Below are 24,775 nucleotides of genomic sequence, written 5' to 3'. Positions count from 1 at the left end.
CCATGCTTAATCTGAAGCTTATTTCCAAGATTCTTGGGTCGCTGTTGTGGATAGAGGGTGTATTGATGCTTCTTTGTCTGTTCGTGTCATTGTTATATAATGGTCTTGATATCATGCCTTTCGTGTGGAGTATTCTAATAACGGCAGGTGCTGGTATCGTCTTCCGATTGTTGGGACTCCATGCTGATAACCTCTTGGGACGTCGTGATGCTTATTTCGTCGTAACGGTATCTTGGATTCTTTTTACAATCTTTGGGACTCTTCCGTTTATGCTTAGTGGCTATATAGGGAGTTTTACAGATGCATTCTTTGAGGCAATGTCTGGTTTTACAACGACTGGTGCTACAATTATAGATTATCCTGAACATCTACCCAAAGGACTCCTCTTCTGGCGTTCGTTGACTCAGTGGATAGGTGGGTTAGGTATCGTGTTCTTCACTATAGCCATCCTCCCTTCTATGGTGGGAGGTTCGGTAAAGGTGTTTGCGGCTGAAGCTACTGGTCCTATAAAGAGTAAACTTCATCCGCGATTGAGTACAAGTGCCAAGTGGATTTGGGTCGTTTATTTGGTTTTGACGATTGCTTGTATATTCTCTTATAAGCTGTGTGGTATGGGATGGTTTGATGCTTTCAACTATTCAATGACCAGTACAGCGACGGGTGGTTTCTCAACGGAGAGCGGTTCTATCACAACATTTCATTCTCCTGCAGAAGAGTACGTCTGTGCTTTGTTCTGTTTTCTGTCTGGTGTCAACTTTACTTTGTTGTATGCCTCGGCTGTAGGGTTAGATATTAAGAAACTATTGAAAAATAGCGAGTTCCGTTTCTATACCATAATGGTACTCTCGTTTACTATTTTTATCTCCTTTGAACTTGTTTACCGCAATCATTATGAGATAGAGCATGCTTTTCGTAGTTCTCTTTTTCAGGTAGTTTCCTTCATAACAACAACAGGACTTTTTAGCGACGATGCTGCCAAATGGCCTCATGTCACATGGGTTGTCTTGGCTGCTTGTATGTTTTTTGGAGGTTGTTCTGGTTCTACCAGTGGTGGTATCAAGAGTATTCGTGGTGTAATGTTATTAAAGGTGGTGCGCAATGAGTTCCGTCAGATATTGCATCCTAATGCAGTTTTGCCAATGAAGATAGATGGATTGAATATACCACAGTCAAAGCGTGTAACACTTTTAGGTTTCATCGGACTTTATCTTATTTTGACACTCTTCTGTGCCTTCATGATGATTGCGGTTGGTATTGATAACACGAATGCTATCACGATTACGTTGAGTTCTTTAGGTAATGTTGGCCCTACTTTGGGTATGGAAATTGGTCCTACTATGTCATGGGCACAGCTACCAGACTTGGCAAAGTGGATTTGTTCTTTCCTTATGCTTGTTGGTCGTTTGGAATTGTTCACCGTCTTGGTTCTTTTCTCTCCTGCTTTCTGGAAAGAAAACTAAGACATTATAACGCTTACTGCCATTTGTTGTATAAAAACAGCAAGTGGCTTTTTTAATGGCTCTATAACGAATCGTGTGGGTTGTTTGCCCCGATTAGAATAATATCTGTTGTATTCATAAAAAGAAGTTATTTGTTCAGTTTAGTTTTACTCTTTAACACTTTAGCCAATGGAAAAGGATGTTTTAAGGTCTTATTTCATACAATATTCGTGAATGTTTACCATCATTTGCTGTGGTGCTGTTACTCTGCACATGTGGTGCAGGTGCTTAGCACATATGGTGCGGAGGGTTAACACCACATGTGCGGAGGGTAAAATTCACCATGATATAAGGATGACAGGGGATGAATTGTGAGCAAAATGTTGTAATACTAAGAATACGTAGGAGGTGTGTAGAGGCTTGTTTAGCTCAAACTCCTTTATACTTTGTAGATTAATTCGTCTTCATCTGTTCAGCCATAAAGCCATTAAACATAGGAACGCTGGCAAGGAAAAAACTATTTACCCACACGATTCGTTATAGAACCATTTTAATTCTTATTACTCATGCAAGCAATTTGTCAAATGAAAACTAACTTTCTTTCATTATCACTCTTTATGAGGTCTTTTAACAGTAATTGTGTTAGAAATCAATAGATAATTTGTATTTTTGTAACCGATAAGCTTAAACAAGTGTTATGATAATTTCCAAATCATGGATTTTTAGGTACAAAACATTAAACCAAAACTAACTATAATGAAAAAAAAGAATTTATTACTTTTAGCTGTTGTATTTATTGCAACATTGTCATTATCTTCTTGCCTGGGTGATAATGATGGAGGGCGTAAATTGCCAACACCTGCAGAACGCAAAGCTGCTTTGAGCATGATTCAGGGAATCTATCAAGGTAAATTGTTTACCTATAATTACAATTCTGCCAACAGTGTGATTAGTAAGAAAGACTCCGTACGCATAAACTGGGAAATAAAGGATGATACAACGCTTGTTTTAAAAGGTATTCCAAGTAAAATACTGGCAAATAGAATCACTGATTCTGATTTAAAAAAGGCGGTTGAGGCTTTACATAATCAGGATATCAAGTGTGTTATAAGTGTGTTTGAGGTGAAGCCTATTCTTTTTTATGTTGCTCCTTATCGATTAGATTTAGGTAAACTGACTTATGGAGGTAAGACACATGATGTTGCAATCGGATTCTGGTTTAATCCAGCATATACTTATGGTGGATATAATAGTGCTAAGAAAATAACAGGTTTCCGACTTATTGAAGCTGGTGTGCTGATAGATAATACTATTGACAAGGCTTTATTTAAAGATAGCGAGATTTTTGATTTTAGGTCTGATCCAAGAGCATAACTCTATATAAAATAGGATAAACGAAAGTCTGGGAATTTCTTTTAAGAGATTCTCGGACTTTTTCTTTCTGCCATTCTGTCAGTCTATCTCTGTTGGCACATCATTTGTCTAATAATTGGCAAATGACGTTGTCGGCAATAGCTAAAGTGCAGGAAACAGAGCCAATAGGCTGATACCCTGCGAAAGACAAGCGTCAAGAACAGAATATGAATTAATAATAAAAAATATACTATACAATTATGGGAAAGATTATTGGAATTGACTTAGGAACAACAAACTCTTGTGTTGCTGTATTTGAAGGTAATGAGCCAGTGGTAATCGCTAACAGCGAGGGTAAGCGTACTACACCTTCTATCGTTGGCTTCGTTGAGGGCGGCGAGCGTAAGGTGGGTGATCCTGCTAAGCGTCAGGCTATCACAAACCCAGAGAAGACCATTTACTCTATTAAGCGTTTCATGGGTGAGACTTACGCACAGTGTCAGAAAGAGGCTGAGCGTGTTCCATTCAAGGTTGTTAATGAGGGTGGTTATCCACGAGTTCAGATTGACGACCGTAAATATACTCCACAGGAGATTTCTGCAATGATTCTGCAGAAGATGAAGAAGACAGCTGAGGATTACCTCGGTCAAGAAGTAACTGATGCAGTTATCACTGTACCTGCTTACTTCTCTGATTCACAGCGTCAAGCTACCAAGGAAGCTGGTCAGATTGCTGGACTTAACGTACAGCGTATCGTGAATGAGCCTACTGCTGCAGCACTTGCTTATGGTGTTGACAAGGCTAACAAAGATATGAAGATTGCCGTATTCGACCTTGGTGGTGGTACATTCGATATCTCTATCCTTGAGTTCGGTGGCGGTGTATTCGAGGTTCTTTCTACGAATGGTGACACTCACCTTGGTGGTGACGACTTCGATCAGGTAATCATCGACTGGCTCGCTGATGGCTTCAAGGCTGAGGAGGGTATCGACTTGAGAAAGGACCCAATGGCAATGCAGCGTTTGAAGGAGGCTGCTGAGAAGGCTAAGATTGAGTTGTCAAGCTCTTCTTCCACAGAGATTAACTTGCCATACATCACTGCTGAGGGCGGTGTTCCAAAGCACTTGGTAAAGACTTTGACTCGTTCACAGTTTGAGCAGTTGGCACACAACCTTATTCAGGCTTGTCTCGTTCCTTGCCAGAATGCTATCCGTGACGCTAAGTTGCAGACTTCAGATATCGATGAGGTTATCCTCGTAGGTGGTTCAAGCCGTATCCCTGCAGTGCAGACATTGGTTAAGAACTACTTCGGTAAGGAGCCTTCAAAGGGTGTCAACCCTGATGAGGTGGTTGCTGTTGGTGCAGCTATCCAGGGTGCTATCCTTAATAAGGAGAGCGGTGTGGGTGACATCGTATTGCTTGACGTAACTCCATTGACCCTCGGTATTGAGACGATGGGTGGTGTGATGACAAAGCTCATCGATGCTAACTCTACTATCCCTTGCAAGAAGAGCGAGGTATTCTCAACTGCAGCTGATAACCAGACAGAGGTTACTATCCACGTTCTGCAGGGTGAGCGTCCAATGGCAGCACAGAATAAGTCTATCGGTCAGTTCAACTTGACTGGTATTGCTCCAGCTCGCCGTGGTGTTCCACAGATTGAGGTAACATTTGACATTGATGCTAACGGTATCCTCAACGTATCAGCTAAGGACAAAGCAACAGGTAAGGAGCAGAGCATTCGCATCGAGGCTTCAAGCGGCTTGAGCGAGGACGAAATCAACCGTATGAAGGCTGAGGCTGAGCAGAACGCCGAGAACGACAAGAAAGAGCGTGAGAAGATTGACAAGTTGAATCAGGCTGACTCAATGATCTTCACCACCGAGAACTTCTTGAAGGACAACGGTGACAAGATCCCAGCCGACCAGAAGTCAGGCATCGAGTCTGCTCTCCAGCAGCTTCGTGATGCTCACAAGTCAGCTGACGTTGCAGCCATCGACACAGCTATCAACAACCTCAACACCGTTATGCAGGCAGCATCACAGCAGATGTACAGCCAAGCAGGTGCACAGGCAGGTCCTCAGCCAGGCGCCGATGCTGGTCAGCAGGAGCAGCCAAAGCAGGATGACACCATCCAGGATGCTGACTTTGAGGAAGTGAAGTAAAACTTATAAAATTAAGTAACATGAACCCAAGCATTGATAAGTTAGAAGGTAATGAGAAATCTTTTATAAATAGCTTTACTTCTTTTGAAGATATTGGGAATAAAGCGGATGGGATTATCTTAACAAAAGAAGATGTAGAACTTTTTTTAAATTTCTTTAATGTACTTGCGAAAGAGGTTTCTTCTATTGTCCAGAATTGGCAAGAGATGTCAAAGGAATCCCAGTCTCAATATGGAAAAACTTTAGATGTCTATAGAGCTAAACTTCTTAATGCTAATTCTCTGGAAGAAGAGAAGTATTGGAATGAAGAGCTAAAAAAAGCGCATGGTCAGCTTGATAAGCATGCTGATGATAACACTCCCCAAAATGTTATTCATAGTGTTTGTGCTGGTTTAGGTGCTTGCTTTGGTATAGGTGTGCTTATATGGGCTCTCTCTAATAATAATAAACAATGTGCTATGAAACTTAATACGAAGTAAAATCACAGAAACAAAGCAAATAAGTCGCAACTATCTCTTTAAGATTGTTGCGACTTGTTAGTTATAAGCAATAACCCTATGACCCTTGAAGAATACAACTATTTATCCTACGATTACGAACATTGTGCTGGTACTCACTGCGAGAAAGCCAGCCAGTGTTTGCGGCATACAGCCTACACGATGATTGAGTCGGGTGGTCGGGAACGGTATATGATGTTGAACCCGAAAGTGGTAACAGGTGCACAGCCATATCCGTATTATGAACAGAAGCGCAAGGAGCGTTTTGCGTGGGGCATCTCTCGAATTTATGACAACGTGCGAGCAAGTGACCTTCGTGGTGTAAAGCTCAACGTTATGTCCTGCTTCGGCTCTGAAGTTTATTACAAGGTGAAGCAGCAACGACGCGCTATCACCGAGGAAGAGCAAGAGATGGTTTGCCTTTCCTTTGCAGAAATGGGATATGACGGTAGTGCCATCGAGTTTGATCGCTATGAAGAACAATACGCTGCTGTGATGCGGCTGGCAAGATACAATTAGATATCTGCACACATTTGCTTGACATTCTCTGACAGTTCTTCATTAGGTTCTTATAGAAAGGTATATAACTTATAAAATTGGACACGTTAGTCCAGTGAGTTGGACAGACGTGTCCAATGAGTTGGATTAGTCAGTCCAATTGATTGGATTAGCTTGTCCAATTCTTTAAATGAACTTATCCAATGCCGTTGATTCACAAGAAATCATTTAGTAATATGAATAGACAGAAGATAGCAAACATAATAGACAGGAAGTCACGTTCTGACTGGATGTGTACGGCTTATGACTGGTTCATGGTTCTGACCATTCTCGTAAGCCTTCTCCCGTTGATGTTCATGGAGTCGCACAAAGTGTTTTGGTTTACGGAAATAGCTTCAACGCTTGTGTTCATCATTGATTACCTGCTTCGCTGGGGTACGGCTGATTTGAGAAGCAACAATCATAAGATAGCGTTTCTCACCTATCCGTTTTCTTTTATGGCAATCATTGACCTACTGTCTATCCTGCCTGCCGTTACGCTACTTAATCCTGCATTCAAGCTCTTCCGTTTCACACGCCTATTGAGGCTGACAAGAGTCTTGAAGATGTTTGGAATATCAAGCAAGGTGCGGTTGTTCATGTCCATTCTCTATAAGGAGCGTCAGGTCCTGTCTTCTGTCTTGGTCTTGGCTCTGCTCTATATCTTCGTGACGGCACTCATACTGTTCAATGTCGAACCCCACATAAACCCATATACAGGTCAGCCTACCTTCCGTTCTTTCTTTGATGCCTTGTATTGGGCAACCGTGACACTTACCACGGTAGGTTATGGCGATATGTGTCCTGTCACCGATGTCGGTCGTTTCGTAAGTATGCTTTCGTCTCTGTTCGGTATAGCCGTTATTGCGCTGCCTTCTGGCGTTATAACCGCCTGTTATCTCGATGAATTGCGAAAGGGGAGGGGCAGGCATTCAGAAGTATAAAAGCCATCTTCGTGACGTTGAGAAGAATGGGACTATGCCTATCATATAAAGCCTTTCAGATAGTCAAATAATAGAATAGTACACAAAGCTATTGTGTTTTTATAGTGTTTCTTCAGTGTCTTAGGACACAGAGGAAACACTTTTGTAAGCATCCAAAATTAGCCGTCTTTTGTGGATGCAGCATTGTTGCTACCTTTGCACAAAAAAGATGTTTGCACTGAATGAAACAAATGTTTATCGGGTTTGTTGTTCTCCTGTGGATATGCGCCAGGGGATGCTTCGATTATGTCAATTCGTCCGTGGTAATGATTTTAACCCATCTGATGGTTGTGTTTATGTGTTCTATAATCGTTCTCGCAATCGTATCAAGCTGCTTCATTGGGAACGATGTGGTTTTGTCGTATACCACAAGCAGATGGCACAGGGTTGTTTAAGTGGTAAAATCATGCAGCAAACCAAGGGATTTTATGAACTTCGATGGGATGAATTGGTCCTTTATATAGAAGGTATAAATCCTCATTGTTATCGAAGGAAACGTTACAATAAACCTTAGAAATTTCTTGCAAAATCCAGATATTTTTCGTACCTTTGTATCATATAAATAACTGGTTTTCTGATGAATACATCCAACAATAAGACTGCGTCTAACTATCATTTTTTAACTCGAGAAGATTTTATAAATCTCCTTGAGCAGAAAGACATGGAGCTTAAAAGTAAGGATGTAGAACTTAAGAGCAAGAATGTTGAACTTAAGCAAAAGGACGCAGAGATCAAGGTTAAGGATGTTGAGATTAAGCAAAAGGATGCAGAACTTAAGCAAAAGGATGCAGAGTTAGCAAGAAAATCTCAACGTATTCTTGAACTTGAGCGTATGGTATTCGGTAGACGTAGCGAAAAGCGTTTACCTGAGAGTCCCAACGGCTGGGCAGGTTCGTTCTTTGATAAAGATTGGGCAAAAGAAGGTAAACAACTTTCGGGGGAAATACCAACTATCATCAAGGAAGTAGAGAAGCAAGCTAAGCAGCGCAGGGAAGCAAGCTGTAACGCTCGTTCTACGAGAAAAGGCAAGCCATATGCCTCTTATGTTCCTAATGATATAGAGCGTGTGGTTACTGAGATTTATCCAGACGGTTATGATGAAAACCGTATGGTTATCATCGGTCACGATAAGACAGAACACTTGTGCTTACGTCCCTCAAGCTTTTATGTTAAGGTTGAAGACCGCATCGTCTGCCGTTTGAAAGATGCAAAACCCACGGATGCAAAGATTGACATACTGGAAGCTCCTTTACAGAAGCAAGCTGTGGATTGTTTTGCCGATGCCTCTCTGCTGGCTGAGATTATCACAGGAAAGTTTGTCTATCATTTGCCAGAGTATAGACAAAGCACCAGATGGAAAGAGTATGGCATCAACATCCCAACCTCTACCATAAACAGCTGGGTTCACAGCACAGCTAACGCTTTATATCCTCTATATAAACTCCAAGCAAAGTTGATTTTACAGAGTCCCTACTTGCAAGTTGATGAGACAAGCGTACAAGTTGCCGACCGTAAGGGTAAGACTCGCAAGGGTTATCTGTGGGGAGTAAGAGATGCGCTGCACTGCCGAGGGGTCTTCTTTCATTGGAAGGAAGGTTCACGATCGGGAGCCGTACCCGACGAACTCTTCAAAGGCTATCATGGTGCTATACAATCCGATGGGTATGAAGCTTACAGCAGATTTGAAAACGTTCAAGGCATAGAGCTCTTGGGATGTATGGCACATGTCCGGCGAAAGTTCGAGCATTTATCGACAAATGATAAGAATGCCGCCCATATCGTTAAGATGATCGCTGTACTCTACGAGTTAGAAGCAAACTTAAAACACAGTAACGCCAGCTACGAAGAGATTCAGGCTGAAAGAAAATCCAAAGCATATCCTATATTAAAGGCTCTTGAAGCATATATGAAGGAGGTACACAAGGAGTATCTCCCTGGCGAAGCTATGGAGAAAGCTCTGCGTTATGCTTTCGCCGTATGGATACGCATCAGCCGATACGTACAAGATGGGCGTTTCAATATAGACAACAATCTTATGGAGCAAGCCATCAGACCCATTACATTGGGAAGGAAAAACTATCTGTTCTGTGGCAACAACGAAGGAGCCGAAAACAATGCCATCTTCTATACGTTCATGGCATGTTGTAGGGAAGCAAAGATAGAACCTAATGTGTGGTTAAGGCAGGTATTAGCAAAACCCTTGCTGGACATGGAGGATGAGGAATTGATTAAACTGCTACCCATAAACTATAAATAGCATAGAACCCTTATATGAAGCCAGTCATATAAGGTTTTTTTGTGAAGTGACAAGACGGCGAATTTTGGATGCTTACACACTTTTTTCATTTGCATCGTAAAAATCAACAACAAGTATTATGGTACAAAACCTGATAAATGGAAACACTACTTTGTGACATGGCTGGTTGTACAAGGAAGAGATGTACAAACACTGATTGCGGAATACCTTTTTATCAATATTGAAGACCAGCTAAAGGCACTCAATAAGAGAGATGAAAATGAATTGAAGAATCTGATTCTCCAAGCCAATCACGTATAGAGGTTGTCGGCTCTACCAACTTATGTCATCCGAATCTCATAGAATATTTCACACATAGAGGAATCAATCTGAACATTGCGAAAAAATATTGTAGGGAAATCCATTATAGAATTGGTGATAGGAGTTTTTACGCAATAGACTTTCCAAACAATTCTTATGGGTATGCATTGCGCAATCCATACTTCAAAGGGTGTTTGCCTCCTTCCGATGTGTCGTATGTTCCCAGTCCTTCAGAACAAATCAATCTGTTTGAAGGTTTTATGGATTATCTTAGTCTGCTTACGATGAGTCCAGATGAAGAGAAGAAAGCTGCACTGATACTTAACTCGATTAATAATATCAAAAAGTCAAGATTTTTTCTTTCAAAGTATAAGCTCATCTGTTCATATTTAGATAATGATGATGGAGGAAAGCGGACTTTTGAACAACTTAAAAGAGATGGTTTTTCTATTCAAGACCGCTCGCCTATTTTTCAAAAATATAAAGACCTAAATGAGTATTTAAGTGCTGCATTCAAACATTCAGAGAAAGCAGAAAATAAGAAGACCAAAGGGATTAAGCTATGATTGTAGGATTTGCTTTGCGTAATCTGTTTTTCGGGGAGCAAGTTTATGTTTTGGGCATACCAAAACCACTTGCTCCACCTCCTGACAGTCGTTGCAGAGGATTATCCCGTTGGTCTCCATCAAATCAAATTAAAGAAACAAGTATGATAAAAACAGAATATAAAAAAGGTGGTCGCCCAACGAAGGGCGCAGCCGAAAAGAAGAAATACCGTATCATGGTGAAACTGAATACGCAGGATTACTATACGCTCAAAGGCAAAGCCAAAAGCGCAGGAGTAACCATGAGTGAGTTTGTAAGGAAAGTTCTTGCAAAAGGATACGTCATTGAACGGCTGACCGTAGAGCAAGCAGACTTCATCCGTAAACTGTGTGGTATGGCAAACAATCTCAACCAATTGGCGCATCGCGCCAATGCGGAAGGATCTCATGTCATTGCTCCTTTCCATAAAACCATTATTGGTAAGATTGACGAAATCCTAAACCTGATACGAAGATGATTGCAAAGATAATAAAAGGTTCGGGCTTCAAGGGTGTCATCAATTACATCCTTGACCTGAAGAAAGGAACGGAACTCATAGATAGTTCGGGTGTGAGAACAGATTGTATTAGTCATATTGCCCAAAGTTTCATCGACCAGACAGAACTGAATCCACGAGTAAGCAAGGTTGTGGGGCATATCTCCCTGAGTTTCTCGGCACAGGATTCTTCCAAGCTCAGCAATGAATGGATGGGGCAGATCGCTCGTGAATACATGGAGAAGATGGGAATAAAAGATACGCAGTACATTATCCGTCGCCATTTCGATAAGGAGCATCCACACGTTCATATCGCTTTTAATCGCATAGATAACAATGGGAAGACCATTTCTGACCGTAACGACAGATTCAAAAGTGAGAAGATTTGTAAGGAACTGACCGCGAAACACGGTTTATATTTCGCGGATGGCAAGGAAAAAGTCAAGGAACATCGCTTGAAAGAACCCGACAAGACCAAATATGAAATCTATCAGGCATTGAAAGCAGAAATAGCTCGGTGCAGGGATTGGAAAGCCTTACTTGCTCATTTGAAAAAGCAGGATATTGGTGTCCGTTTCAAGTACAAAGGTAACTCACAGGAAGTACAGGGGATCATCTTTGAAAAGAACGGTTATCATTTCAATGGTTCTAAAGTGGATAGGAATTTCAGCTATTCTAAAATAGACTTTGCCCTGCAACAGAATAACAGGGAACACGAACAGCAGACACAAGGAATGATAAACCTCATATCCAATGTTGCAAGTGTTACGAGCGAAATTACCAACAACCTCATAGAAGGAGGATTGGATTTGTTTCAAACTCATGGTACTGTCCCTGCGGAGGTTTACAACACACTCGACAAAAAGAAGAAAAAGAAAAAACGTAAAATACATTTATAACTATGGCAGATAATAATACATTTGTCCTCTTTGAGGAAATCAAGAACAAGCTGGAAACAATTTACAGGGAACTAAAGGAACTGAAAGAAAAGGAGAACGGTTCTGTTTCCCTCCCTGTTCAATCTACACTAGCACAAAGTGATGAGCAGAAAGAACAGGAATTGCTCAATCAGTATGAACAGCGAACAAAAGAAGTGATTAACAAGTATATTGGTGTGCAAGTGCGTATCAAGGACGAGGAGGCTAAATCCATGGACAAATTGGTGGCAAGTGTCTTGACCATGTTGCACGAATGGCAGGAGAAGAAAGAGCATCCAAAGTAACAAGAGCATATTCATAGACACAGCTTTGACATCAAGTTGTCGAAAGTCTTTACTTATATGGTAGCAGTATCTGTCCTTTGTTTTGTTTCTTTGGTCGGCAATTACTTCTTGTGGCAAAGCAAACAGCAAAACAAAGACGATACCTTGAAATTTCGTATCATTAGAGTATGGAGAGGTTGTAGCCCTAAGGAAATCCTATGGCTTAACGATATGTTTGACATTCATCGCAATGAAAAGATTATCAAACTAATCAAGGAAAAAGCCGATGATTACGACATGGAATTGAAGCAAAAGGCAGATAGTTTGATGCAGAATAACCTGCAAAATAAGAAAAACAAATAGTGTTGAACACATAAACTTCAATAAGAGGGAAAATTCCCCTCTTATTGAGTATTTTATACAAGAAAATTTACTATATTTGCAAACAATCAGATGATATTTATGGAAAGTCCAACTAATAGAATTAAAGAGGTGCTTATCGAGAAAGGGATTAAGCAAACATGGCTTGCTGAAAAGCTCGGCAAGAGTTTTACTATTGTCAACTCATATGTTTGCAATCGTCGACAGCCAAGCCTAGAATTGCTATTTCAGATAGCAGAGATTTTGCAGGTTAATCCAAAGGATTTAATAGTGTTTGTAGATAAGGAATTGAGTAAAGAGCAACTTAAATGAAAGATCTGAATTTACAGCCCAATAAATCATCTTGGGCTTCAAAACGTTTGGATGAAAAATCTGTTCGGCTACTACGGAAAATCTTAGAAGATAAAAGGGTTGACACTTCTAACATTAAAGAAGGTGGAACAGAAGCAAATACAGATGGGTATATTAGCATTTTGGATGGCAATGATACAATTGTCGCAAAAGTTACTGTGCAGATAAAGCATTATAATAACAACGCTATCAGGGAGAAGGGCGTCTGTTATGACATCCCGAGATCGCTTCTTGCGTATGCCCATAGAATGAAAGGAGAAGTTGTTTTGTTTATCACTTGTGATACTAACAACGATATCGTTTATTGGAAGTATATTGACAGAGTTTTTGTTGAGAGTCAAATTGCTAACTCGGAAAATATTCAACAGACTTACAGGTATTATTTTAAAGACAACGAAAATCTTACAGAAAATAATGTTGACTCGGTCATTGATTTATGGGAAACATTATACCATGAGCAAATGTTATCATTAAAAGATGAGAAGTCAAAACTATTAGATTTTTTAGATGTAAACCTGAAATCTTTTGAAAGAATAACAACTACATTTTATGGATTAAAAGAATCTCATATAGCTAGAAAAGAAACAGATCAATTATTTGATTGGATACAAGGCGATTTGACATCTAAAGATTGTCAATTAAAACTTCTGGTTGGAAATGCAGGAGTCGGGAAAACTGTTATCATTAAGGATTTACTGGATAAACTTACTGCATCAGGAATTAAGTGTCTGACGATTAAGGCAGATTATTACAACATTACAGAAAATGAAACTTCTGATTTTTCTTTGGAGAGATTACACGCTTCACTGGATTTATTAGTATCTGAGCATAAGAGAGTTGTTTTTATTATAGACCAAATAGATGCATTATCCCAATATTTATCTAACGATAGAGATAAGCTAAATATACTCTTGAATGTAATTGCTGCATGGGAAAAGGAGTATAGCAAAGACATAAGAATAATAGTGTCTTGTAGGAAGTATGATTTAGAATATGACCCATCATTAAGTCAATTAAAAGAGCATAGCACTGCTATTGAGGTGAATAGATTGGATGATAAGGATGTTGAGTATGTTATTAACAGATTAGATTCTGGTCTTTATTGTAAATTAACATCCCAAACAATTACGATACTAAAAACTGCCCAATATCTAGATGTCTTTTGTAGGTTATATGGCTCTGGCAATGTTAGAGAATACAATTATCAAAACTATATGGAGTTATATGATGGCTTGTGGTTGTCATTGATAAATTATGCAAGCAAACATACGTCTTGTAGTAATTTGGAAGATGTCATGTTTGAAATTGCAAAGTCTGTTCAAGGAGCGGAAACTTTAACTCCAACATGGTTAATAACGGCTGGAAACAATAATGCGACAAGGTATTTAGCAAGCGAGTGCATCGTAAAATATGACAATAAAAGAATCTCGTTCTTTCATCAAAGTTTTTACGATTATGTACTTGCAAGGTATTATGCATCAAAGAACAAGTCTCTTATTACTGAATTGAAAAGTCAATTTCAAGGGTTAGAAGTACGTTCCTCAATTAAAATTTTCTTAGATTTTGAAAGGGGACATTCTGATTCATTGTATAAGAAGGATATTTATACAATAATATTTTCTAATGATATTCGTTTGCATCTGAAACAACTGGCTCTTTCTATACTCTCATATAGTGATGCTGTATATAAGTTCGAGATTGATATCATTAAGAAGTTGCCCAAACTCAACCATCAATTATTTATTTATTTCCTTTCGACAACAGCAAATCCTTTTTGGTTCCCGACAATAAAGGACTTGATACAACCTTTAGTGGCTGACCTTACCACCGAAAACGATTATTTTGATCCTCTGCGAATTTTGTTTTCGAATTATGCCTCGAAATTTCCCGACGACGTTTATGACATGGTAGATACAATAAAGGACAGTCCTACTAAAGAGAATATAACGATGTGGATATTACGAAATCATAATGATTATTCCAATAAGAAAGTAAGAGAAAGTTACATTAACTTAAAAGTAAAACCCAATTTCGATTTGGCAAGTTGTGTCATAGATGCAATTGATACCAATCTGAATTTTGCTTTGGAAGAGACGAAGGAACTTCTCATTAACTACTTTGTTAATAACAATAAGCATAAGTCGCATTACGATTACGAGTTGTTTGAACAGATATGTAATAGGCTCTATAAGGAGTACCCAAAAGAGTTTTTAATGATAACATACGACTGCTTTTTGCAGATAGTTTCCAAGACAAGAAAGCAAAGCTATCAGTGGTATTCGATAAATGAGATTTTTAGTAACTATATGTCTGACTATGCAGAAAAGTTTTTTGAATGGTTAGGAAATCTCCTTACACAATATATTGGGGAACAAGATTTTGGCACCTCTATGGTGCAAAAATTATTGTCCCTTGAAGATGAATCTGCATTTATTTTATCTTTCAAGGTAATTGCAGCAAAACCAACTCTATTTGACACATATATCAAGAATTTAATTTCAAATAATGAAGAATTAGATAAGTTCATCGAATTTGGTGACGTTAGGTATTATTTCTTAGAAGCTCTATCTAAATTGTACCTGTCAATATCACATGAAGAACAAGTAAAGTATCAAGAGACTATTTTGAAATATCGGTCAAGAGGAGACTATATACATAACTATGATAGAAGATACACTGAACTTGTGCTACCTTATCTTGGTTGGAATAAGTGGCAGTTGCTATGTTGTACCGTTTTAGAATCTACATTGACAAAAGAAGCTAAGCGATGTAAGCAAGAACTTTGTCGGCGTTTCAATGGTATATATGTAAATGAGAAACCTAACCACCATGTAACAGCTGCATCCATTTGTGGAGGTATAACAACGCAAGAAGTTTATAATCATTTCTCTCCCGAGAATTGGCTATCCTCTTTTGATAAATTAGATGAGCACAAGGCTTTCCGCAAAGGAAATTTTTCGCCAATTAGTCTAAGAGCACATGCAGAAGCATTTACTAAATGTGTAGAGAATTCTCCAGAAAAGTATAAGAAATTTATCATCTCTTTACATGACAATCCAAACATCAAATCCATGTACAAAGAAGCAGGATTATTAGGATTATTTTTAGGTGGGGCTGAGAAAAAAGAGTTAGTCCCGTTCTTCCAAAGATATATGAATATAGACTATATAAAAATAATGCATATACTTTTGAACAACTTGCCACGAACTATACAAAGGAAGAAAATTGTGTGATAGATGATTTGATACCGATACTTATACAAGCAATAAAACAACCATTACTTTTAAAAGATGAGCAAGAAAATTTGCACTGTAGAAGCTTAGCAGATATTGTACAACACAAATTGGGTGTTGCTATCAATAGTTTTCAAGGTCATGCATTGAATATCCTTATATCTATTTGTGCGTTATCCACCCGTCGTGCCCAGATCTATCATCTTTTAAACCTATTATATAAGGACTTAGCAATAGAATTGCGCTTAGAGGTTTTATACTACATATACTACAAGGAATATTATGATGAAGTGCTAACTGATAAATTATTCTCTGTATATTTATCTGGTAGTGGAGCCTATGGGCTAATGGTAAGAGCAGATGTAATACAGTCTCATTATTATTTTAAGACAGATTCCGTGCGTGCATACATTTCTAATCTTATGAAAGATAATAGATGCCATGTTATTTTGGCTCAGATATTCTTTTATGGATTATATCATAAAGACATAAGGAATACATGCAGGCAAAATCTAAATAAATTTTATTGTTGAATAATGAGAAAGTAATAGCGATGATGGTAAGACTTTCCTTAAAAAATATTTCTGAACCTTGTTATAGGGAAACAGCAAATGATATTGTGCTATGTCACATTGCGGATAATAGAGAAGAGATTGTAAAATCATATGAATATCATATAGATAACCTATCTGTAGAAGATTTTAATCTATTTAAGGAGATTACAAAGAATTGGAACAATAAAACGCATCGGGAACGTTTTTCTCAGATTAAATACCTAGAAAAATGTGCTAGTATGCTACCATTAGATTGTTACCTGTATATAAAAGCGCATGACTTCTTGCATTCTGATGATTTTTACCTTAGAGAGAAAATTGTGAAACTTTTATTAGGCATATATAAGCAAATGAAAGAAGAGGAAAATTTGGACGCGATGAACAAAATGATGAACTTGTTTGATGAATATGTCATTGCGAATTCTTATATTATAAATGATGCAATAGAAAAGTTAGGTGTATAATTTACCTACCATAGTTGTTGTTAATGATGAAATATTACATTCATGGTAAAAAATAAATGTATGAAATTTGACATGACCGATTTTGAAAAATATATACGACAAAGCGAGCCGCATAAACGTGAAAAAGGTTATGCGTGGCAGACGGCTATTGGCTTGCAGGCTGTTGATGGCTTGAAGACTTCTGATTATTTGCGTGAAACTGCTCGCCAGCATATTGAGGGTGACATCACGATTGAGGAGGTGAAGCAGCTCGTCAATAGCTATTATGAGTCAAAGTCAGCTCGTAAGGGGGGCGGGAATAGAACGGAAGAGGCTGATAAAGTTTCGGCTCGTATTACCGAATTGCTATCTGAACAGAGCTTTACGTTCTCGCCATTGGAATATATTTCAATTCATCGTCGTTTGTTTGAAGGCATCTATGAGCATGCAGGAAAGATAAGAGATTATAACATTACGAAAAAGGAATGGGTGTTGAATGGAGAAACGGTACTATATGCTGGTGCTGATAGTATCCGTGAAACGCTGGATTACGACTTTGCCCGTGAAAAAGAATACGATTATAAGCATCATGATATAGCAGAAGCTGTGAGCCATATCTCAAAATTTGTTTCTGACCTTTGGCAAATTCATCCGTTCGGGGAGGGCAATACTCGTACAACGGCAGTTTTTACCATTAAGTATCTGCGTATATTTGGTTTCGACATCAGTAACGAAACCTTTGCTAACTATTCGTGGTATTTTCGTAACGCACTGGTTCGAGCCAACTATAACAATATGCCTAAAGGCGTCTTTGCTACAACACAATACCTTGAAGCATTCTTTCGCAATTTGATTTTAGGTGAGCAGAATGAACTAAAGAACAGACTTCTACATATAGAAGCACCAAAGCATCTGGTTCAAAGTGCCAGTTTGGAAGTTCCAAAGAGCCATAATGACACTTTGGATTACACTTTGGAAGAAGTAGCACTTATAAAGTTTGTCAAGGAGAAACCACAAGCAACGCAAAAGGAAATTGCTGTGCATATAGGTAAGTCTGAGCGAACCGTAAAACGTATGACAACGCGTTTGTCAGAACGTGGCATTATTGAACGCAAAAATGGTAAGCGCAATGGCTATTGGGAGATAAAAAATAATAAAACGAACAACTAAATTCCCATTTATGGAAGCGCGTAAAGAACAACATAAAAATCTATTCGTTTTTTCAACGACCGTGAAGTGAGGGCGGTGTGGGACGACGAACACAGTAAGTGGTGGTTCTCTGTGCTGGACATCATTGCTGCGATTAACGAGCAAGATGATTACCAAAAGACGAGGAATTATTGGAAGTATCTCAAAACCAAACTAAGAAAAGAAAACAGTCAGTTGGTTAGTGCTACTAACCAACTGAAGCTAAAAGCCTCTGACGGGAAGTCTTATAAGACAGATACGTTTGATGCAGAGGGTGTAACCCTTTTGGCAAAGCATATCAACAATACCAAGGCAACAAGCTTTCTTGACAGGTTCCTCTATAGTGATAACACTATTGACGGACAGAGCAAGAAAAAGGCTTATCAGCTTTTTGAAAGTGGCATCTTGCAAACGGCAGAACCGAGAAGTGTAAAGTGTCTGCAACAAATACACGCTTATCTCTTTGGAGGACTGTATGACTTTGCTGGACAAATCCGAACTAAGAATATATCCAAAGGAGGTTTTACTTTCGCTAATTATATGCACTTCCCTGCAACGCTGCAAACAATAGAACGAATGCCAGAAACAACTTTTGATGAGATTATGGACAAATAATATGTGGAAATGAAAATTCGTGCCAATGAGCACCATGTGAACTCGTTCACAAATGGTCGAGTGCAGCCGAATTTATGCAACGTAGCCCATCCTTTTATGGAGGGTAATGGTCGCAGCACTCGCATTTGGCTAGACCTCATGCTGAAACGTTCTCTCAAACGATGTGTAGATTGGAGCCAAATAAACAAAAACGACTATTTGGCAGCTATGCGTGAGAGCGTGTCAGACAATACACACATCAAGGCATTAGTAAAGCCCGCATTAACCGCTAAGATTGATGACCGAGAAATGTTTATGAAATGTATAGATTATTCATATTGTTACGAACAAAATGATTAAATTCTATATCAATGATTATCCTTTCATATTACTAGAAACATACAAACTTTTTGGAGTAAAAATTCTTTATCAAGTATGTAAAACTATTTTAGATTATAAATATTGATATTCCCATTATGATAAAAAGTATAAAATTAAAGAAAGAAAAATCATGCTATAAAGGCGAAACTATATTGGACACAAACAATAAGAATGTAGTTCTTATATACGGTCTAAATGGAACTGGTAAAAGTACTATTGCTTCCTATTTACATTCGTTTCCAGAATGTTCTAATTTTAGTGATTGCTCTATAAATCCTAATTTAGATATGCAGATAGAGGAAATTCTTGTATACAATAAGCAATTTATTGAAGAAACCTTTTACACTGAGAACAATATTAAAGGTATCTTTACCTTATCCAAAGAAAATAAAGAGGCTAAAACTAAGATTGATTCTGCAAATAAATTTTTAGAACAACTATATAAACAGCAAAAGGAAGCTGAAGAGAAAAGAAAAAAAGAAGACGAACAATGGAACAAAAAAGTAGAAGGGTTTCAAAATAAAATCTGGGAAATCAAAAGACAATATTCTGGAGGAGATAGAGTTCTACAATATTGTCTTCAAGGGGTTCAAAGTAGCAAAGAGAATCTATTTAATCATCTATTGAATATGAAAAAGCCTACGATAGAACCGACAAAGACCATTGAAGAACTAAAGAATGAAGTAAACAATTTAAATAAACAAGATGCTGTAGAAATTCCAAGAATTCCTTTAATGGTTTTCAATGGTGAACCAATAGAGAAATATACAATATTTGGAGAAGTTATTACAGGAAATAAGGGAAGCAAAGTATCTGAGTTAATTGATAACTTAGCTAATGCAGATTGGGTGAAAGATGGATTATCATATTTAAATTTAAATACAAATCAATGCCCCTTTTGCCAACAAGGAATAACAAGTAAGATTATAGAAGACCTAAAAGGTTACTTTGATAAAACATACAATGACATATTACAAAATCTAACAGATTTAAAAGATAAGTATAAGGAAGAGGTTGAAAACACTCAGAAGATTGATACTTTTGATAACATTTCTATCCTCAATCGTTTTAAGAAAGACTATGAAATTGCATTTAATAAATTTATGAATGTGATTAGAAATAACCTTTTGAGGATGGAAGAAAAATGTAAATCTCCTGGAACAAAAGTTGTAATTGAATCTCATCAAGAACTATTAGACAGGCTAAATGAGATCATATCTAATGCAAATAAGATTATAGAAGAATATAATACAAAATTACAGAATAAGCAACAAGAGATAGACCATATCAAGGATACTTTCTGGGAGATACAAAGATTCAAATATGATCAGACTGTTTCTTTGTACACCACCACTTTGAATTCTCATAAACAAGCGATTAATGAAATCGAACATGAGTATAAAGAATATACTACTCAAATACAGGAGCAAAAGGGAATAATTACTTCTGAGCAGAAAAATGTAATCAATATTGATGAAGCAATAGAGAATATAAATGCTCTTTTGCTAGACTTAGGAATTACCGATTTTAAGATTATCAAACACGAAGAAGAAGGATTATATCGCATAACGAGAGGAGATCAAACAGAAGAGGAGATTTTTAAATCCCTAAGTGAAGGAGAAAAAATGATAATAAGCTTTCTTTATTTTACCGAACAATGTAAAGGTCGTAAATTAGCTAATGACGCTATAAAAAAACGGATTATTGTAATAGATGATCCTGTTTCTAGTCTTTCTCATATCCATGTCTTTAATGTAGGAAGACTTATTAAAGAAGATTTTATCCAACTTTTCAAAGGAACAATGATGGGGGATTAGATATTAGAACCCGTTGCGAACAGGTGTTTATATTAACACATAGCCTTTACTTCTTCTATGAAATGACGGAAATGAATAGAGAGAAGAGACATGCTTCCCAAACTTTAATAAGGTTATATAAAGATCGTCAAGGAAGCCATATAAAATCGATGAGCTACGAAGAAATTCAAAGTGACTATCAGGCATATTGGTCTATCATCAAGAATAGAGATTCTGCACCTGCTCTTATTGCAAATTGCATGAGAAATATTATTGAGTATTTTTTAATTTCGTTGAGAAGAGAGATCTAAATAATACATTCAATTCAGAAAAATTAAAAGATATTAGATTTCAAGCTTTTAATCGATATATAAATAGAGAATCTCATTCTCTTGGACAGAATATATATGACTTTAAGGAATTTAATTATGATAATTTTCTAGAAGCATTTAGGCTATTATTTGAAATAGAAGGATATGAAACGCATTATAAGAAAATGATGAAATAAAAGTTAAGAAGTAACATTTAAGATGGTTTCTAATCGATATTACTTAAATTGAGGAATCTTATTTGTATCGTGTAAATATAAGTTATTGATAATCAATAGCAAATACTTTTGAGGAAGAAAGCTATTCATACATATAAAGAAAACCCACAGTAACCAAACGGTTACTGCAGGTTGTTTTTTAAAGATGTTAGCTTATGAAAGCCTATCTTACAACGTCAACTCAACGATATAATCAATGTCAGTGGGGACGGTGTCGAAGTTGAGGGTGATGCCGTTGCCTGTCTTTGTGAAGTTGACACGCTTGTTGGTGCCAAAGACGGTGGCGGACTTGATTTTGTGGTTACCAGTAGGGATGAAGAGACTGGAGTCCATACAGTTTAGGATGTGGATGTAGAGTTTGTTGCCACGCTGTGTACTTACTCCCCATTCGTGTGGAGTAACGATGCCGCCACGAGTGCTATAGATGGTTTCACCATATTTGTTCAGCCATTCACCGATAGCCTGAAGGCGGTCGAGGGCAAGAGCAGGGAGAGCACCACCTGGTTCTGGACCGATGTTGAGCAGGAGGTTGGCATTCTTACCAGCAGCACGAACAAGCATCTGAATCAGCTCCTTTGGTGATTTGTAGAGGGTGTCAGTGATGTTGTACCCCCAATGCTCGTTGATAGTCTGGCATGACTCCAATGGCAGCCGGCTGATGCTCTGTCCAGACAGTCCAGCCTTGTTCTCACCCGGTAGGTCACGTTCAAAGATCTGAATATCCTCACCAGCGAAAGGAGTATGGTGATGATTGTTAGCAATGAGGCATTGTGGCTGTAGCTTATGAATCAAAGCATACTGCTCCTCCAACTGCCAATCGAAAGGCTTGGCATCACTGTCATGATCCCACCAACCATCAAACCAGATTGCACCCACCTTTCCATAGTTTGTGAGCAATTCTGTCAACTGCGTGTTCATAAACTTGTAATAGCTTGGCCAGTTAGCCTTCTCTTTTGGTCGACCCGTTCCAGTTCCCGTTCTACCCACAGGATAGTCCTCACGTCCCCAGTCGAGGTGTGAATAATAAAGGTGCAGCTTTATGTCGTGTCGTTTGCAGGCATCAGCCAATTCTTTGATAATATCACGCTTGAAAGGTGAACCGTCAACAGAGTTATAAGTACTGGTAGCAGTCTTAAAGAGGGAGAACCCATCATGGTGGCGAGTGGTAATCGTGATATACTTTGCACCAGCAGCCTTGATAGCCTTAATCCACGCATCAGCATCGAACTCTGAAGGATAGAAGGTTTTAGCTAACTTAGGGTATTCCTTGTAGTTGATATCCCTGTTGGTCATAATCCATTCGGTTGTACCCATCATTGAGTAGAGTCCCCAATGTAGGAAGATACCGAACTTATCGTCTTGAAACTGTTCGCGTGCTTTGAGATTCTCTGCCGTTGGCTGGTAAGTCTCTTGTGCCATACCGACATAACTTGTCAGCAGTGTTAGGATCAAAAGTAGAGTCTTCTTCATGTGAGAATTTTGTTGTTTAGATTTCTGAGTACAAAGATAATAAAACTACAGCAGATAATGCCCCACTTAGTAAAGAAAGTATAGACACAAGTATGGGGTAGGGTAATGTTATGAAGAAAACAGAAGGACTTAGTTTGTTGGTTGTTGTGTCAGTGGATTCAAAAATGTATTGATATCTTCTTTCAATCTTAGGAATGGTTCAGCGTTGGTATAACCAACATTACGACGGAGCATAGGGATAATCGCCTCCGTACTATGGCCATAACTTGATAGTTCGTTGCGACGTTGCGTATCGTGTACTGCATTGCGATTAATCTCGTCTTCACGTTCACGCACAAGAAGGTCGCATACTCGTTTCAAGACTGGTACGATGATATTATCAAAGAGATGATGACCTTGTATATATAAGTAGGTTGTTGAAGGTGTAACACCTAAGGAACGCAGTTCGTCTTTTAGTTTTAGATAGCTATCCTTTGCGTTCGGATTCTCCTTTTGCAGTTGTCGTACACGCATCTGCACCTTATGGCGTAGCCGTTGAATACTTTCTATTGCCCCTTGCAGAGAGAAATTACCAATCTCCACAACTCGATTAAAGTCAGAGATAGTAAACTTTCGATGATAGCCTTTTCGATAATGCCAGATACTCCAGACAAAGAGCGGGTGTATGCTCTCGCTGTATAGTTTCAGAAACTCTTCGAAATTAAAGATTGAATGGTCGTTGAGTGTTACAGCCACCGTCACATCATGCAGACTCGGTGCGTAGCATTGTAGATTTTCAATAGCGTAAGCATAGGTATGGAAAACATATGGATTGTTGTTCACCTCATCGGAAAGTTGGGTAACTCCTTGTAATAGATAGTCGTAATCTGCATCAACGCAAGCAATCATATTCTCACCAATATTCTGTGAAACGAGGTTCATCAATACCGACCGCTTTCCCTTGCTAAGGTTCAATCGCGAAGGTAACATCACTTCAAAATAACGTTCTTCATTCTCAAACCCACTTAAAACAGTGCGCCAAAAGAAGATATCATCATACGCCTCTACGTATGCGATAATCTTTCTCCGTGCTCGCTTACCATTCAGTCGGTTCGCAGCATCAATATATGCCGATGACAGGTTTTCGCTCAGTCTTCTTCCCATCGCTCCCTCCTTATGACAATCAGTTGTCGGTTATGTCCGTTACTTCCGTCACACGGTCAATCCATCCGTTCATAATGACAGCCGGACTGTGTGTCGTGAGGATAATCTGAACATTCGGATTTAGTTCTAAGATAAGGTCAATCAATCGTTTCTGCCATTCTACGTGCAGACTCACTTCTGGCTCATCCATGAAGAGAACATAGCTCTCATTATCCTCAACCAATACGGTTAGTAGGATAACCAAAATCTGCTTCTCGCCACTTGACAACTGATAAGGGGCGAGGACTTCACCTAATGAAGAGAATTTTATCTCGTTCTCAGAGCGGATAATCTTCTTACCTGTTTCGGTAAAGAGGTCGTCCAATATATCTTGGAAACGTTTCTTAGGTTGTGATATCTGTTGTGCTTTCTCTGTAGCATCTGCTTCACCACTTTGTAATGTCTCGATAATACGGTTGCCGATGTTCACCTGATAGTCAAGATATTTGCGCTGAAGCTGGAAGAGCTGCCAGTCAAGTTCCGTAACAAGGTCGATGTTTATCTTGCTGATACTATCCGAGTTCATCAGTGGTCGGTCGAACGAACGGATGATGTCATAGCGTATCCATCGTGCATCATTAGGACTTACCTTTAGACGGACACCTTTCAGCGAATGGCTGGGGAACTCACCTCCCTGCGACAGACTCCGTACCACCTTATTAAGAATAGTACTCTTACCAACACCATTAATACCACTCAGGATATTCACCTGTCGGTCTAATGTCCATCGGATGTGTTTCTTTCCACTCCAAAGCGAGTCAATCTCAATCTCTTCTATGTAATCTGCGTATTTCTGCATAATCGTAGATTTTTATGACAATAGTAATGCAAATATAAGGTTT

At 38.6% G+C, this 24,775-nt stretch carries 20 protein-coding genes and 3 pseudogenes; 20 read left to right on the top strand and 3 right to left on the bottom strand.

Annotation, left to right across the window (positions count from 1 at the left end; genetic code table 11):
* Positions 1–2: 2 nt before the first annotated feature.
* From J5A56_RS13015 to J5A56_RS13960, 20 genes and pseudogenes are all read left to right on the top strand, one after another.
* Positions 3–1,460: a TrkH family potassium uptake protein gene (locus J5A56_RS13015; protein ID WP_021671328.1), complete on the top strand. Its 1,458-nt coding sequence runs from the start codon at positions 3–5 to the stop codon at positions 1,458–1,460.
* A 735-nt stretch (positions 1,461–2,195) separates the two neighbouring features.
* Complete coding sequence (locus J5A56_RS13010; protein WP_021670722.1) at positions 2,196–2,813, top strand: DUF4840 domain-containing protein; 618 nt, start codon at positions 2,196–2,198, stop codon at positions 2,811–2,813.
* 239 nt (positions 2,814–3,052) lie between these two features.
* Entirely contained in the window at positions 3,053–4,957 is a 1,905-nt protein-coding gene (gene dnaK / locus J5A56_RS13005) for a molecular chaperone DnaK (protein ID WP_021670723.1), read from the top strand.
* Positions 4,958–4,977: 20 nt separating this feature from the next.
* Complete coding sequence (locus tag J5A56_RS13000; RefSeq protein ID WP_021670724.1) at positions 4,978–5,436, top strand: hypothetical protein; 459 nt, start codon at positions 4,978–4,980, stop codon at positions 5,434–5,436.
* Positions 5,437–5,514: 78 nt separating this feature from the next.
* Positions 5,515–5,973 carry a DUF6078 family protein gene (locus J5A56_RS12995; protein ID WP_036918633.1) on the top strand — a complete coding sequence of 153 codons (459 nt, stop codon included), beginning with the start codon at positions 5,515–5,517 and terminating at the stop codon, positions 5,971–5,973.
* A 215-nt stretch (positions 5,974–6,188) separates the two neighbouring features.
* Positions 6,189–6,935 carry an ion transporter gene (locus tag J5A56_RS12990; protein WP_036918637.1) on the top strand — a complete coding sequence of 249 codons (747 nt, stop codon included), beginning with the start codon at positions 6,189–6,191 and terminating at the stop codon, positions 6,933–6,935.
* 208 nt (positions 6,936–7,143) lie between these two features.
* Positions 7,144–7,488 carry an IS66 family insertion sequence element accessory protein TnpB gene (gene tnpB, locus J5A56_RS12985; RefSeq protein WP_211807225.1) on the top strand — a complete coding sequence of 115 codons (345 nt, stop codon included), beginning with the start codon at positions 7,144–7,146 and terminating at the stop codon, positions 7,486–7,488.
* 63 nt (positions 7,489–7,551) lie between these two features.
* Positions 7,552–9,231, top strand: a complete 1,680-nt coding sequence (gene tnpC, locus J5A56_RS12980) for an IS66 family transposase (protein WP_249112090.1) — start codon at positions 7,552–7,554, stop codon at positions 9,229–9,231.
* A gap of 278 nt (positions 9,232–9,509) precedes the next feature.
* Positions 9,510–10,097, top strand: a pseudogene (locus tag J5A56_RS12975) (toprim domain-containing protein); the annotation flags it as partial.
* 143 nt (positions 10,098–10,240) lie between these two features.
* Positions 10,241–10,594 (top strand): plasmid mobilization protein, encoded by a 354-nt coding sequence (locus J5A56_RS12970; protein WP_211815565.1) that lies wholly within the window; start codon positions 10,241–10,243, stop codon positions 10,592–10,594.
* Positions 10,591–11,511 carry a relaxase/mobilization nuclease domain-containing protein gene (locus J5A56_RS12965; protein WP_211815564.1) on the top strand — a complete coding sequence of 307 codons (921 nt, stop codon included), beginning with the start codon at positions 10,591–10,593 and terminating at the stop codon, positions 11,509–11,511. The genes J5A56_RS12970 and J5A56_RS12965 overlap by 4 nt, the downstream gene beginning before the upstream one ends.
* A 2-nt stretch (positions 11,512–11,513) precedes the next feature.
* Positions 11,514–12,176 (top strand): annotated as a pseudogene (locus J5A56_RS12960) (hypothetical protein).
* A 99-nt stretch (positions 12,177–12,275) separates the two neighbouring features.
* Entirely contained in the window at positions 12,276–12,506 is a 231-nt protein-coding gene (locus tag J5A56_RS12955; protein WP_018910543.1) for a helix-turn-helix domain-containing protein, read from the top strand.
* Positions 12,503–15,778 carry an AAA family ATPase gene (locus J5A56_RS12950; protein WP_249112133.1) on the top strand — a complete coding sequence of 1,092 codons (3,276 nt, stop codon included), beginning with the start codon at positions 12,503–12,505 and terminating at the stop codon, positions 15,776–15,778. The genes J5A56_RS12955 and J5A56_RS12950 overlap by 4 nt, the downstream gene beginning before the upstream one ends.
* The gene (locus J5A56_RS13720) at positions 15,775–16,311 is read left to right on the top strand and encodes a hypothetical protein (RefSeq protein ID WP_249112132.1); all 537 of its coding nucleotides are present in this window, start codon (positions 15,775–15,777) and stop codon (positions 16,309–16,311) included. Before J5A56_RS12950 ends, J5A56_RS13720 begins: the two co-directional genes overlap by 4 nt.
* 20 nt (positions 16,312–16,331) lie before the next feature.
* The gene (locus J5A56_RS13715) at positions 16,332–16,796 is read left to right on the top strand and encodes a hypothetical protein (protein ID WP_249112130.1); all 465 of its coding nucleotides are present in this window, start codon (positions 16,332–16,334) and stop codon (positions 16,794–16,796) included.
* Positions 16,797–16,868: 72 nt separating this feature from the next.
* A complete protein-coding gene (locus J5A56_RS12945) occupies positions 16,869–17,945 on the top strand; it encodes a Fic family protein (RefSeq protein ID WP_036920252.1) in 1,077 nt (358 codons plus the stop codon).
* A 10-nt stretch (positions 17,946–17,955) separates the two neighbouring features.
* Positions 17,956–18,917 (top strand): annotated as a pseudogene (locus tag J5A56_RS12940) (Fic/DOC family protein).
* Positions 18,918–19,033: 116 nt separating this feature from the next.
* On the top strand, positions 19,034–20,755 hold the full coding sequence (locus J5A56_RS12935; protein ID WP_211815563.1) for an AAA family ATPase: 1,722 nt from the start codon (positions 19,034–19,036) through the stop codon (positions 20,753–20,755).
* Between the two features lie 2 nt (positions 20,756–20,757).
* Positions 20,758–21,045 carry an AAA family ATPase gene (locus J5A56_RS13960; RefSeq protein ID WP_432757723.1) on the top strand — a complete coding sequence of 96 codons (288 nt, stop codon included), beginning with the start codon at positions 20,758–20,760 and terminating at the stop codon, positions 21,043–21,045.
* Between the two features lie 404 nt (positions 21,046–21,449).
* Here J5A56_RS13960 and J5A56_RS12925 read toward each other — a convergent pair whose 3' ends face one another.
* The 3 genes from J5A56_RS12925 to J5A56_RS12915 all read right to left on the bottom strand — a co-directional run bounded on the left by J5A56_RS12925 (position 21,450) and on the right by J5A56_RS12915 (position 24,732).
* Positions 21,450–22,751 (bottom strand): alpha-L-fucosidase, encoded by a 1,302-nt coding sequence (locus J5A56_RS12925; RefSeq protein ID WP_021672668.1) that lies wholly within the window; start codon positions 22,749–22,751, stop codon positions 21,450–21,452.
* Between the two features lie 129 nt (positions 22,752–22,880).
* Positions 22,881–23,894: a DUF4435 domain-containing protein gene (locus tag J5A56_RS12920; protein WP_021672669.1), complete on the bottom strand. Its 1,014-nt coding sequence runs from the start codon at positions 23,892–23,894 to the stop codon at positions 22,881–22,883.
* Positions 23,895–23,913: 19 nt separating this feature from the next.
* A complete protein-coding gene (locus J5A56_RS12915; protein WP_021672670.1) occupies positions 23,914–24,732 on the bottom strand; it encodes an AAA family ATPase in 819 nt (272 codons plus the stop codon).
* Positions 24,733–24,775 lie beyond the last annotated feature (43 nt).

Origin of the sequence: Prevotella melaninogenica, assembly GCF_018128065.1 — a bacterium.
In the GTDB taxonomy this organism is placed as follows: domain Bacteria; phylum Bacteroidota; class Bacteroidia; order Bacteroidales; family Bacteroidaceae; genus Prevotella.
This window is presented reverse-complemented; position numbering and strand designations above follow the sequence as displayed.